This is a genomic window from Stenotrophomonas sp. 05L413 (genome assembly GCF_056397945.1).
Window position 1 is genome coordinate 132,290 of sequence record NZ_JBFTOL010000005.1, and the last position, 12,098, is coordinate 144,387.

General features: G+C 67.9%; 11 protein-coding genes. 7 read left to right on the forward strand and 4 right to left on the reverse strand.

Annotation, left to right across the window (positions count from 1 at the left end; all coding sequences use genetic code 11):
* Window positions 1–11 precede the first annotated feature (11 nt).
* Window positions 12–1,613: an OpgD/OpgG family glucan biosynthesis protein gene (locus AC1DIQ_RS12620; RefSeq protein ID WP_478050149.1), complete on the forward strand. Its 1,602-nt coding sequence runs from the start codon at window positions 12–14 to the stop codon at window positions 1,611–1,613.
* Here the strand turns inward: AC1DIQ_RS12620 and AC1DIQ_RS12625 are convergent, their stop codons facing one another.
* On the reverse strand, window positions 1,614–2,234 hold the full coding sequence (locus tag AC1DIQ_RS12625) for a thymidine kinase (protein ID WP_282263414.1): 621 nt from the start codon (window positions 2,232–2,234) through the stop codon (window positions 1,614–1,616). It lies immediately after the preceding gene.
* Between the two features lie 45 nt (window positions 2,235–2,279).
* Entirely contained in the window at window positions 2,280–2,969 is a 690-nt protein-coding gene (locus tag AC1DIQ_RS12630) for an SEL1-like repeat protein (protein WP_152153871.1), read from the reverse strand.
* Between the two features lie 162 nt (window positions 2,970–3,131).
* Between AC1DIQ_RS12630 and AC1DIQ_RS12635 the strand changes: the two genes are divergently transcribed.
* Together AC1DIQ_RS12635 and AC1DIQ_RS12640 are read left to right on the forward strand one after the other, a co-directional pair.
* Entirely contained in the window at window positions 3,132–5,108 is a 1,977-nt protein-coding gene (locus AC1DIQ_RS12635; protein ID WP_121043875.1) for a UvrD-helicase domain-containing protein, read from the forward strand.
* A 73-nt stretch (window positions 5,109–5,181) separates the two neighbouring features.
* Complete coding sequence (locus AC1DIQ_RS12640; protein ID WP_121043878.1) at window positions 5,182–5,718, forward strand: GNAT family N-acetyltransferase; 537 nt, start codon at window positions 5,182–5,184, stop codon at window positions 5,716–5,718.
* A 79-nt stretch (window positions 5,719–5,797) separates the two neighbouring features.
* Here AC1DIQ_RS12640 and AC1DIQ_RS12645 read toward each other — a convergent pair whose 3' ends face one another.
* Complete coding sequence (locus AC1DIQ_RS12645; RefSeq protein ID WP_121043881.1) at window positions 5,798–6,466, reverse strand: YceH family protein; 669 nt, start codon at window positions 6,464–6,466, stop codon at window positions 5,798–5,800.
* Window positions 6,467–6,577: 111 nt separating this feature from the next.
* Between AC1DIQ_RS12645 and AC1DIQ_RS12650 the strand changes: the two genes are divergently transcribed.
* Window positions 6,578–7,501: a 5'-nucleotidase, lipoprotein e(P4) family gene (locus AC1DIQ_RS12650; RefSeq protein ID WP_478050150.1), complete on the forward strand. Its 924-nt coding sequence runs from the start codon at window positions 6,578–6,580 to the stop codon at window positions 7,499–7,501.
* Window positions 7,498–8,223 carry an orotidine-5'-phosphate decarboxylase gene (gene pyrF / locus AC1DIQ_RS12655; RefSeq protein WP_282263405.1) on the forward strand — a complete coding sequence of 242 codons (726 nt, stop codon included), beginning with the start codon at window positions 7,498–7,500 and terminating at the stop codon, window positions 8,221–8,223. The genes AC1DIQ_RS12650 and pyrF overlap by 4 nt, the downstream gene beginning before the upstream one ends.
* A gap of 26 nt (window positions 8,224–8,249) precedes the next feature.
* Here the strand turns inward: pyrF and AC1DIQ_RS12660 are convergent, their stop codons facing one another.
* The gene (locus AC1DIQ_RS12660; protein WP_282263404.1) at window positions 8,250–8,375 is read right to left on the reverse strand and encodes a hypothetical protein; all 126 of its coding nucleotides are present in this window, start codon (window positions 8,373–8,375) and stop codon (window positions 8,250–8,252) included.
* Between AC1DIQ_RS12660 and AC1DIQ_RS12665 the strand changes: the two genes are divergently transcribed.
* Both AC1DIQ_RS12665 and plsB read left to right on the forward strand, forming a co-directional pair.
* Complete coding sequence (locus tag AC1DIQ_RS12665) at window positions 8,374–9,342, forward strand: hypothetical protein (protein WP_478050151.1); 969 nt, start codon at window positions 8,374–8,376, stop codon at window positions 9,340–9,342. The two genes, AC1DIQ_RS12660 and AC1DIQ_RS12665, sit on opposite strands and share 2 nt — an antisense overlap.
* Window positions 9,342–12,056 (forward strand): glycerol-3-phosphate 1-O-acyltransferase PlsB, encoded by a 2,715-nt coding sequence (gene plsB / locus AC1DIQ_RS12670; protein WP_478050152.1) that lies wholly within the window; start codon window positions 9,342–9,344, stop codon window positions 12,054–12,056. The genes AC1DIQ_RS12665 and plsB overlap by 1 nt, the downstream gene beginning before the upstream one ends.
* Window positions 12,057–12,098: the final 42 nt, after the last annotated feature.

The window sequence follows — 12,098 nt, forward strand, 5'->3', positions numbered from 1 at the left end:
TCGCTGCCTGCATGCAACGACGCGACTTCCTCCGCAATGCCTCCGTGGCCCTGGCCGCCTTCGGCCTGCCTGCACTGCCGGCCTGTGCCGCGCAGGGCAACCAGGTCGGCCTGCGCCGGCTGGGCGAGCCGCAGCCGTTCGATTTCGCCTCGCTGAAAGGGCAGGCCCGCGCGCTGTCCCAAGCCGCCTACCAGAGCCACAAGCGGACCCTGCCGGGTCCGGTCGAAGCGTTGGACTGGGACCAGTACCAGTCCATCCAGTACCGCCAGGACCATGCGTTGTGGGCCGACCAGCCCGGCCGCTACCAGGCCAAGTTCTTCCACCTCGGCCTGTACTTCCATTCGCCGGTGCGGATGTTCGACGTGACCGACGGCAAGGCGCAGGAACTGGCCTACGACGGCGCGGCGTTCGACTACGGCAAGAGTGGCCTGAAGGGCAGCCATCTGCCGGCCGACCTGGGCTTTGCCGGCTTCCGGCTCAATACCCGCAAGGACACCGACCGCGATTTCGCCGCGTTCCTCGGTGCCAGCTATTTCCGCGCGGTCGGCAAGGAGGGCCAGTACGGCCAGTCCGCGCGCGGCCTGGCGATCGATACCGGCATGGGCAAGCCCGAGGAATTCCCGGATTTCATCGCCTATTACCTGGAGCAGCCGGCGGCCGACTCCAACACGCTGGTGGTGTATGCCCTGCTGGATTCGCCAAGCACCACCGGCGCCTACCGGTTCGCGATCACCAACGGTGATGTGCTGCTGATGGACATCGATTGCGCGCTGTACCCGCGCAAGGCGATCGAGCGGCTCGGCATCGCCCCGTGCACCAGCATGTACCAGGTGGGCGAGAACGACCGCCGCATGGCCTGGGACTGGCGCCCGGAGATCCACGATACCGACGGCCTGTCGATGTGGACCGGGGCCGGTGAATGGATCTGGCGCCCGCTGTGCAACCCGTACCACCTGCGCTTCAACATGTTCGTGGACAACAACCCGCGCGGCTTCGGCCTGCTGCAGCGCGACCGCAATTTCGACCACTACCAGGACGACGGCGTCTTCTACGAGAAGCGCCCCTGCCTGTGGGTGGAACCGAAAGGGCAGTGGGGCAAGGGCTCGGTGCAGCTGGTTGAAATCCCGACCGTGGATGAGACCTTCGACAACATCGTGGCGTTCTGGAATCCCGAGGCCAAGCCGCAGCCGGGCCAGGAGCTGCTGCTCGGCTACCGCCTGTACTGGGGCGCGCAGCCGCCGGCGCGTACCCCGCTGGCGCACTGCGTGGCCAGCCGTACCGGCCTGGGCGGGGTGATCGGCAAGAAGCGCGAGTACTTCTCGTGGCGCTTCGCGGTCGATTTCGAAGGCGGCGAACTGGCCGCGTTGATCGACAAGGACGAAGTGGAAGCCGTGGTCCAGGTCAGCCGTGGCCGCACCGAGATCGTCTCGGCGCGCCCGCTGCGCGAGATCAAGGGCTACCGCGCGATGTTCGACGTGGTGCCACCGGATGACTCGACCGAGCAGATCGATATCCGCCTGTACCTGCGCAGCGGCGGCAAGACCCTGACCGAAACCTGGCTGTATCAGTACAGCCCGCCGCCGAAGGGTGCGCCGGAGCGCACGTTGTATTGATCAAAGCGGCAATGGGACCTGTGCCGGGTCGATTCTTCCCTCGCCGCGCGTGATCTTCTTGAACTCCGCGCGGCTCACCGACACGTAGCGCTCGTTGCCGCCGATCTCCACCTGCGGGCCGTCCTGCACCGCGTGGCCGTGCTCGTCCACGCGCACGGTCATCGTGGCCTTCTTGCCGCTGTGGCAGATCGTCTTGATCTCCTGCATCTCATCGGCCCAGGCCAGCAGGTACTGGCTGCCTTCGAACAGCTCACCGCGGAAATCGGTGCGCAGGCCGTAGCAGAGCACCGGGATGCGCATCTGGTCGACCACTTCGCTCAGCTGCCAGACCTGGCTGCGGGTCAGGAACTGCGCTTCATCGACCAGCACGCAGCCCAGCGGGCCGTGCGTGTCGATGTCCTCGGCGATCAGCTGCTGCAGGTCGGTGCCCTGCTGGAACGCGATCCCGTCGGCCTTCAGGCCGATCCGCGAGGCGACCACGCCGCGCCCGGCGCGATCGTCCAGCCGTGGGGTCAGGATGGCCACGCGCATGCCCCGCTCGCGGTAGTTGTGCGCCGACTGCAGCAGGGTCGTGGTCTTGCCGGCGTTCATCGCCGAATAATAGAAATAGAGCTTGGCCATGCCGGGATTTTATCCCTTCGGCGGTCCCGGCATGCCCTTGTCGCCTCAGTCCTGATGACCCGGCACCGTGGCCGGCAGGCCAACCTCGACCGAACCGGTGCCGATGGCACGGCCAGCCGCCTCCAACTGCCGGTCCTGCCATTGCCAGTACTGGGCTGGCTGCCAGTATTCGTCGCGGTAGAACACATCCGGCTCCAGGTACCGCAGGCCGCGCGCATCCCGGGCCACCATGCGCATGCCGCCGACCGCGCCGGTGTGGCTGCCGGTGACGTTGAGCAGACCACGACGCAACTCGCGCTCCAGCCGCGGCTGGGCCGCCTTGTCCCCGAACTCGGCGTACACCGCCGGGCCCACCTGCAGAGCACGGGCCTGTTCGGCCGGCTCCAGCCCGGCCCAGTAGCGTTCGCGCAGCCCAAGCAGAAATCCGGTCCCGCGTTCAGCGGCGAGGTCCATCCACGCATAGGCCACGGCCCGGTCCTGGGCGCCGCCCTGGCCGTTCCACCACATCTCGGCGAGCGCGGCCTGGGACAACTTGTCGGCGTAGCGGGCACCGAGGCGGTAGTAGCGCCGTGCGTCTTCGAAGCGGCCGCGGGCCTGGGCCTCCTTGCCGTGCTTGCGGTAGCGCAGGTCGGGGTGGCTGACCAGGAACGCATCGGTCTCCTGTGCGTCCTGGGCGCGCAGATCCGGTTGGCTGGACTGCGCCCATGCCGGAACGGTCACGAGTACGGCGATCATGCCCCCCATCTGCCACGCCTTCCTGATAGTCACGTCACGTCGCCTCCGTTGCGTCGATGGGCGCCATGTTCGATCCACTGATGTGAAGGCGTCAACTCCGCGCGGTCGCGCGTCGATGCAGGCCGAGCAAGGCCGGTACAATGCCCCTCCCCTGGAGATGGCATGCACGGTCTCAATCCTCCCCAACACGCGGCAGTGATGCACTGCGAAGGTCCTCTGCTGGTGCTTGCGGGCGCGGGCAGCGGCAAGACGCGCGTGATCGTGGAGAAGATCGGCCAGCTGATCGCCAGCAAGCGCTACCCGGCGCGGCGGATCGCGGCGATCACCTTCACCAACAAATCGGCCAAGGAAATGCGCGAGCGCGTGGCCAAGCGCCTGCGCGGTGGCGACGCCGATGAAGTGACGATCTGTACGTTCCACGCGCTGGGGCTGAAGTTCCTGCAGATTGAACATGCGGCCGTCGGGCTCAAGCGCGGGTTCTCGATCTTCGATGCAGACGATTCGACCGCGCAGGTGAAGGACCTGATGTACGGGGCCAAGCCGGACGACATCGAGGACGTGAAGAACCTGATCTCGCGCGCCAAGAACGCCGGCCTTTCACCCGAGCAGGCGATGGCCGCGGCGCGCAGCACGCGCGAGAAGGAAGCGGCCAGCGTCTACGAGCGGTACCAGCTGCGCCTGACCGCGTTCAACGCGGTCGATTTCGATGACCTGATCCGGCTGCCGGTGCAGGTGCTGGAAGAGAATCCGGAGATCGCCATCGCCTGGCGCGAACGCATCGGCTACCTGCTGGTCGACGAATGCCAGGACACCAACGATGCGCAGTACCGGCTGCTCAAGCAGCTGGCCGGCAGCAAGGGCAACTTCACCTGCGTGGGCGATGACGATCAGTCGATCTACGCCTGGCGCGGTGCGAACCCGGAAAACCTGCAGCAGATGGCGCGCGATTATCCTGCGCTGGAAATCATCAAGCTGGAGCAGAACTACCGCTGCTCCAACCGCGTGCTGCGCGCGGCCAACGCGCTGATCGCCAACAACCCGCACGAGCATCTGAAGAAGCTGTGGAGCGACCAGGCCGACGGCGAGCGCATCCGTGTGTGGGAGTGCCGCAACAGCGAGCACGAAGCGGAAAAGGTCGCGGCGGAAATCGCCTTCCTGGCCACCTCCAAGAAGATTCCGTGGAGCGATTTCTGCATCCTGTTCCGCGGCAATTTCCAGTCGCGGCCGCTGGAAAAAGCGCTGCAGCTGGTGCGTGCGCCGTACCACATCACCGGCGGCACCGCGTTCCTGGAACGGCAGGAGGTCAAGGACACGCTGTCCTGGCTGCGCCTGCTGGTGAACCCGGATGACGATACGGCGTTCATGCGCGCGGTGCAGTCGCCCAAGCGCGAAGTGGGCGCCGGTACGCTGGCCAAGCTGGCCGAGCTGGCCTCGGAAAAAGATCTGCCGATGGCGCATGCGGCCGAAGCGATCGGTGCGCTCTCGCAGTTGCCGCCGCGCGCGGCCAACGGGCTGAGCCGCTTCACCGACATCCTGCGCGACCTGCGCGCGGAGATGCCCAAGCTCAGCTCCGGTGATCTGGTGCGCAAGCTGGTGAAGGACTCCGGGCTGGTCTCGGACCTGCGCAGTGCATGCAAGGAAGAGTCTGTCTACCAGCGCCGCCTTGGCAACCTGGAAGAACTGGCGCAATGGTTCGAAGGCGGCCCGAGGGGTGCCTCCACGGCGGATCTGGCCGCGCAGCTGGCGTTGCTTTCACGCAACGACAAGGACGACGGCGGCAACCAGGTGCGGATGATGACCATGCACGCCTCCAAGGGCCTGGAATTCCCGTACGTGTTCATCATCGGCTGCGAAGACGGTGTGCTGCCGCACCAGGTCAGCCTGGACGAAGGCAACCTGCAGGAAGAGCGGCGCCTGCTGTACGTGGGCATCACCCGCGCCAAGGTGCAGCTGTGGATGAGTTACAGCAAGCTCACCCGCAAGTTCGGCGAGCACGTGCGGCTCAAGCCCAGCCGCTTCTTCGATGAGATACCGGCCGAGGAAATGCAGCGCGATGGTGCAGATCCCGTCGCCGATGCCGCGCGCAAGAAAGAGCGTGCCAGCGCGGGCCTGGCGGCGATCCAGGCACTGTTCGACTGAGCATCGTCGGGTAGAGCCACCCCATGGGTGGCTCTACGGCACAATCGGCCTATCACCCTTCACCGGTACCCGCATGTCCGCCGTGATCCAGACCGACCGCCTGCACCTGCGCCTGATCGACCCCGACCATGACGCGGCCGACATGCTGGCCCTGCTCAACGAGCCCGGTTTCATCCGCAACATCGCCGACCGCGGCGTACGCACCCTGGCGCAGGCGCGTGACTACACCGCCGAGCGCGTGCTCGGCAGCTACACCCTCAATGGCTTTGGCATGTACGCCGTGATCCGCCGCGAGGACGGCGCATGGCTGGGCAACGCCGGTCTGGTCCGCCGCGCCGGGCTGCCGGCACCGGACATCGGCTATGCACTGCTGTCGCAGTACGAAGGCCACGGCTACGCGTTGGAAGCCGCGCGCGGGGTGCTGCATTACGCGCGCGATGTACTCGGCCATGCCGATCTGTACGGCATCGTCTCGCCGGACAACGTGCGCTCCGCCGCGCTGCTGCGCAAGCTGGGCATGGAGGATCGCGGCGACTTGCTGCTGCCGCCGCCACACGAAGAAGTGGTGCTGCTGTTTGCCACGCCGGGCGCGCCGGCCCCCCAACGGTAAAGCCGACCGTCGCTCGGCTGCGCTCCGCAAGCCAGCCAATCAGCACCACTGGGTAGAGCCGACCGTTGGTCGGCTGCTCTCAGCCCCCCAACTGTGCGCGCAGCTCTGCCAGCTGTTCCTGCAGCTCGGCCACGGTGGCCTCCAACTGCTGCACGCGGGACTCCAGTACCGGAGTGGCACCGCCGCCGCCGGCACCGGACGGCGCCGACCGGTACTGCTCGGCCAAGGCCTGCACGTCCACCGGGCCGGCCAGCAGGTGCATGTAGCGGTCTTCGCGCTGGCCGCTGGCGCGTGGCAGCTGGACCGCCATGCCGCGCTGGATCATGCGCTCCAGGTGGTGGCGCAGTTCGTCCACGTCCTGGAAGCGGACCAGGCGCTCGCTGCGGGTCAGCAGTTCATTGAGGGTCTGCGGGCCGCGCAGCAGCAACAGGCCCAGGATCGCCAGCTGCTGGCGGGTCAGGTCCAGCGCGGCACCGGCGCGGTGTTCGTAGCGCTCGGCGCGCGAGGAGTACTGCTGGCGCGCCAGGCCCAGGGTCTCCAGCTGGCGCAGCGCGTGGTGCACATCGCCGGCCGACAGGGCCATGACCGGCTCGCGGGCGGTCTTCTGGTTGGCCGCCACCTGGGCGGCGTTGACCGTCAGCGGGTAGGCGTCCGGGGTGGTCGCCTCCTTCTCGATCAGGCAGCCCAACGCGCGGGCCTGGGCCGCGCTGAGCACGGGCAGGGCAGGGGTCTGGGTGTCGTCGGTCATGGGGCGCTCCGGGGTGTTTCAGGGGCGTGCAGCATAGCCGAGCCCCGCCTGCGGCATGAATGCCGCGGGACAAGCCGGTAAACTGGCGCGAATCTGTTGCCGGTGAATGCCATGCGTCTTAGTGCTGTTTCCCTGTCCGTGCTTGCCTGCGCCGTTATGGCGCTGAGTGCCTGCAAGCGCACTGAAACCCCGGCCGATGCCGCCCCGCCGGCCGCCGCTGCCGCGGCGAGTGCGCCGGCCGCCACCGGCGATGCCGCCGTGGCTGCCAACGACAACCTCAATGCCGTGCTGTGGATGCAGCGTTCGCAGGAGTACCGGGCGATCACCGAGCAGACCTACCGTTCGGCCGCCGATCACCTGGACAAGGCCCTCAAGGAACCCAACTGGGACGCGCTGGTGCCTGAAGAACGCGGCAATGCCGCCAAGGGCCTGAAGCCGGCCGTGGTGCTGGATGTGGACGAAACCGTGCTGGACAACTCGCCCTACCAGGCGCGCCTGGTGCGCGATGGCAAGGAATACGACGAGGTGAGCTGGGACCAGTGGGTGGCAGAAAAGAAGGCCAAGGCGATCCCGGGCGTGGTCGATTTCGCCAAGGCCGCCAACGCCAAGGGCGTGACCCTGCTGTACATCTCCAACCGCGCCGTGCATCTCAAGGACGCCACCCTGGCCAACCTGCGCGAGCAGGGCCTGCCGGTGGCCGACGACAGCGTGTTCCTCGGCCTGGGCACCGTGGTGGACGGCTGCGAGCAGGCCGGCAGCGAGAAGAACTGCCGCCGCCGCCTGGCCGGCCAGAACTACCGCGTGCTGATGCAGTTCGGCGACCAGCTGGGCGACTTCGTGGAAGTCACCGCCAACACCAACGATGGCCGCGATGCGCTGCTGCAGCAGTACCACGACTGGTTCGGCGAGCGCTGGTGGATGCTGCCCAACCCGACCTACGGCGGCTTCGAGCCGGCACAGTTCAACAACGATTACAGCCAGTCGCGCCAGGCCCGCCACGACGCCAAGCGCGCCGCGCTGGATTACGCACCGTGAGCCGCGCGCCGCTGCCGCTGCGGGACGAGGAGCGCCTGATCTTCGCGCTCGACGTGCCCGGCCGCGCCGACGCGCTGGCCTGGGTCGATCGCCTCGGCGATGCCGTGTCGTTCTACAAGATCGGCATGGAACTGCTGGCCTCCGGCGAGTACTTCCAGGTGCTTGACGCACTCGCCGCACGCGACAAGCGGGTGTTCGTCGATCTCAAGTTCTTCGACATCCCGGCCACCGCTGCGGCGGTGATCAAGCGCCTCTCGCAGTGGCCGGTGAGCTACGCCACCATCCATGGCTGGCACCCGGCGATGATGGAGGCCTGCGCGGCCGCCAACGGCAGCGACATGCGCCTGCTGGCGGTGACCGTGCTGACCTCGATGGGGCGCAGCGACCTGGCCCAGATGGGCATCGACCGCGAGCCGGTCGAGGTGGTGGTCGAACGCGCGCTGGCCGCCCAGGCCGCCGGCATCGATGGCGTCATTGCCTCCGGCCAGGAGGCCGGGCCGATCCGCGCCGCCACCGGCGCCGGCTTCTCGATCGTCTGCCCGGGCATCCGCCCCGGCGGCCCGGTCGGGGATGACCAGAAGCGCACCGTGGGCGTGGCCCAGGCGTTCGCCGATGGCGCCGATGCGATCGTGGTCGGTCGCCCGATCCGGCTCGCCAGCGACCCGCAGGCCGCCGCGCGCGCCATCCAGGCCGAGATCGCCCAGGCGCTCGCCGCGCGCTGAGGCGGTGACGGGGCGGCACCGCCCCGTCACAGCTGGTTTTTCTGTACATTCAAGGGCTTGCGCACGGAGCGCAGGGTCGGCAGGTCTGCCGGCTTGCCGCTGTCACCGAACAGGCCGCAAGATGCGGACCGGTCCGGGGAGTCCGAATTCATGTCCATGTCGTTGAAGCCGTGGCAGTACCGAGGGCAGGCGTTGGCGCTGGCCCTGTGCGGGTTGGTGCTGCTCAGTGCCTGCAAGGACAAGCAGATCAACCCCGATGCACCGGCGTCCGAGCCGGTCGCGGCCCTGCAGCAGCTGGCGCAGCGGGTCGCCGACAACGATCTGGTCGGCTACGCGAAGGCAGCGGTGCCGCCGGCCCAGTACGCGCGCCTGCAGGGCGCCTGGAGCCAGGGCCACAGCCGTTGGCCGCTGACCGAGCTGCCGCTGGATGGGCAGTTGCTGCCGATGCTCACTGCGCTGTCGCGGCCGGACGCGCCACAGCGGCTGCAGCGTTCGTTCGATACCCAGATCGCCGGCCAGGCCACGCAGGTCCGCCAGGCGGCCCATTCGATGGGATTGTTCGGCGAGCAGTACCTGCGCAACCAGAGCGAGTACAGCGACAGCGAGCGCGCCCACTACACCCAGGTGGTGAACGCGCTCAGCCGCTGGGCCGCCGCGGCGCCACTGACTGACAAGCAGCGGGCGAAGACGACCATCACCCTGCTCACCGCTACTGCGCGCACTGCCGGGCTGTCCACGGATGCCGAACTGCAGGCCGCGGGCATGGAAGAAAGCCTGCGCCGGCTCGGGCCCTTCATCAAAGCCTTCAAGACGGCCCTGGCCAGTTACGGGCTGTCGCTGGACGCGGCGTTGACCGAGCTGCGCGGCGAGCTGACGTCCGCGCTGGGCGACGACGCGGTGGTGCGGATCCAGTACACGCTGGCCGGCGAACAGATCGACGCCCAGGTGCGGATGACACGGCGCGACGGTCACTGGTACGTGACCCGCACGCTGGAAGACACCGATGCGCTGCTGCAGGCCGCCGACGCCGCACAAGCTGAACATGACGCCCGCCAAGCCGCTGAAGCAGAKGCGGCGGCGACGGTCAAGGACGGTGCTTCTGCACCGCCTAAGCCATAATGAAGCCGATGCCGAACCAGAATCCCCTGCCTTTCCCCGGCGAAGAGCCGCCCAAGACGCCGGACGCCATGTCCTCGTCGCCCGCTACCGTGCCGTCCGACGGTGCTGCCGCCCCGGTTCCGCCGGCCGCTGGCGCGCCCGTGGAGGCCGTTGCCGTCGATGCGGAGCCTGCCACCGTCGTGCCGTCCGCGATCGTGCCCGGCACCCGTCCGCCCAGTGGCCGCCCGCCGTGGTGGGCGCGCCTGCTCGGCCGCCTGGTCGAGCCGTGGCTGTCGCTGAAGATCGAGCCCGAACACCCCGGCCAGTACAACGACGGCCGCCCGGTGGTCTACGTGCTGGAGGACTACGGACTGTCCAACGCGCTGATCCTGGACAAGGCCTGCCGCGAAGCCGGCCTGCCCTCGCCGCTGGTGCCGATCGCCGGCGATCCGACCGGGCGCAGGCGCGCCTACCTGGCCCTGTCGCGCCGGAGCAGCAGCAACTCGCTGATCCCCGAGCAGCGTGGCGCCAAGACCCACTCGGACTCGCTGGCCAAGGTGCTGCAGGCGCACCGCGCCCGCGGCGAGCTGGACGTGCACCTGGTGCCGGTGTCGATCTTCGTCGGCCGCGCGCCGGACAAGCAGAGCGGCTGGTTCGCGGTGCTGTTCTCGGAAAACTGGGCCCTGGTGGGTCGTTTCCGTCGCCTGCTGGCGGTGCTGCTCAACGGCCGCAGCACGATCGTGCGCTTCGCCCCGCCGATCTCGCTGCGCACCACGGTCGATGAGGGGCTGGACCCCGAACGCACCGTGCGCAAGCTGCAGCGCGTGCTGCGCACCCATTTCCGCCGCATCCGCGAATCGGTGATCGGGCCGGATCTGTCGACCCGCCGCCTGCTGGTGGACAAGGTGCTCGACGCGGACACCGTGCGCGAAGCGATCGCCTCGCAGGCCAAGCGCGACAACTCCAAGCCGGCCGATGCCTGGAAAAAAGCCCACGCCTACGCGTGGGAAATCGCCGCGGATTACTCCAGTCCGGTGGTGCGCTCGGCCAGCTTCATGCTCAGCCATGTCTGGAACCGCATCTACGCCGGCGTGCTGGTCCACCACCTGGACAAGTTCAAGGCCGCCGCGCCCGGGCATGAAGTGGTCTATGTGCCCAGCCACCGCAGCCACATGGATTACCTGCTGCTGTCCTACCTGCTGTACGACCGCGGCATCGTGCCGCCGCACATCGTGGCCGGCATCAATCTCAACCTGCCGGTGGTCGGCACGCTGCTGCGCAAGGGCGGTGCGTTCTTCATCCGCCGCTCGATCCGCGGCAACGCGCTGTACTCGGCGGTGCTCAGCGAATACGTGGCGCAGCTGGTCGCCGGCGGCTACTCGATCGAGTATTTCGTCGAAGGTGGCCGCTCGCGCACCGGGCGCCTGCTGCAGCCCAAGGGCGGCATGATCTCGATGACGCTGCGCGCCTTCCTGCGCCAGCCGCGCAAGCCGGTGCTGTTCCAGCCGGTCTACATCGGCTATGAAAAGCTGATGGAGGGCGGCAGCTACCTGGACGAACTGTCCGGCCGGCCGAAGGAAAAGGAATCGATCTGGTCGCTGCTGTGGTCGATCCCGAAGGTGCTCAAGCAGAACTACGGCCAGGTCGTGGTGAACTTCGGTGAGCCGATCGCGCTCAACGACGTGCTCGCCCAGCGTGCACCGGACTGGAATGGCCAGCCGGTGGGCGAAGACGAGAAGCCCTCGTGGTTGTCCGGCACGGTGGATCACCTGGCCGAACGCATCCAGGTGCATATCAACGGTGCTGCCGACGTCAATCCGATCAACCTGCTCGCGCTGGCGCTGCTGTCCACGCCCAAGCATGCGATGGGCGAGGCGGACCTGATCGCGCAGATCGAACTGTGCAAGACCCTGCTGGTCGAGATGCCGTACTCGGACCGGGTGACGGTGACCCCGCACTCGCCGGAGCGGATCATCGCCCACGCCGAGGAAATCAACGTCCTCACCCGCATCAAGCACCCGCTGGGTGACGTGCTCAGCGTCAGTGGCGACACCGCGGTGCTGCTGAGCTACTTCCGCAACAACGTCATCCACCTGTTCACGGCCTCGTCGTGGGTGGCCTGCTGCTTCCAGAACAACCGCCGCATGAGCCGCACCGGGCTGGTCCAGCTGGGCCGCACGGTGTATCCGTTCCTGCAGGCCGAGCTGTTCCTGCCGTGGACCGAAGACGAGTTCGCCCAGCGCATCGAGCAGACCATCAACGTGTTCGTGCGCGAAGGGCTGCTGCAGAACATCAATGATGACGACGGCGGCATTCTGGCGCGCAACACCGGGCAGACCGACGAAGTCTTCCGCCTGCGCGCGATCGGCCATTCGCTGCAGCAGGCGTTCGAGCGCTATTACATCGCGATCTCGGTGCTGGTGAAGAACGGCCCCGGCACGTTGGGCGCGGCCGAGCTGGAAAGCTTGTGCCAGCAGGCCGCGCAGCGCCTGAGCCTGCTCTATGCGCCGGCCGCGCCGGAGTTCTTCGACCGCACGCTGTTCCGCGGCTTCATCCAGAAGCTGCGCGAACTGCGCCTGGTGTGGCCGGATGAAAACAGCAAGCTGCTGTTCGATGCGCGCCTGGACGCGTGGGCGAAGGATGCGAAGTTCATCCTCGGCCGCGAGCTGCGCCATACCATCGAGCGTGTCAGCCCGGAAGCGGCAAAGCCGGAAGAGCCGGTCGCCACGGATTGACGACGGCACGTCGTCAATCCGGACGCACCGTCCTTGCCTACG

What these genes read in the sequence shown, in the direction of transcription:
- AC1DIQ_RS12660 (WP_282263404.1), bottom strand. Translation starts at nt 8,375, where the DNA reads ATGAATTCGGACTCCCCGGACCGGTCCGCATCTTGCGGCCTGTTCGGT.
- AC1DIQ_RS12640 (WP_121043878.1), top strand. Translation starts at nt 5,182, where the DNA reads ATGTCCGCCGTGATCCAGACCGACCGCCTGCACCTGCGCCTGATCGAC.
- AC1DIQ_RS12620 (WP_478050149.1), top strand. Translation starts at nt 12, where the DNA reads ATGCAACGACGCGACTTCCTCCGCAATGCCTCCGTGGCCCTGGCCGCC.
- AC1DIQ_RS12650 (WP_478050150.1), top strand. Translation starts at nt 6,578, where the DNA reads ATGCGTCTTAGTGCTGTTTCCCTGTCCGTGCTTGCCTGCGCCGTTATG.
- AC1DIQ_RS12625 (WP_282263414.1), bottom strand. Translation starts at nt 2,234, where the DNA reads ATGGCCAAGCTCTATTTCTATTATTCGGCGATGAACGCCGGCAAGACC.
- AC1DIQ_RS12630 (WP_152153871.1), bottom strand. Translation starts at nt 2,969, where the DNA reads ATGATCGCCGTACTCGTGACCGTTCCGGCATGGGCGCAGTCCAGCCAA.
- AC1DIQ_RS12645 (WP_121043881.1), bottom strand. Translation starts at nt 6,466, where the DNA reads ATGACCGACGACACCCAGACCCCTGCCCTGCCCGTGCTCAGCGCGGCC.
- plsB (WP_478050152.1), top strand. Translation starts at nt 9,342, where the DNA reads ATGAAGCCGATGCCGAACCAGAATCCCCTGCCTTTCCCCGGCGAAGAG.
- AC1DIQ_RS12635 (WP_121043875.1), top strand. Translation starts at nt 3,132, where the DNA reads ATGCACGGTCTCAATCCTCCCCAACACGCGGCAGTGATGCACTGCGAA.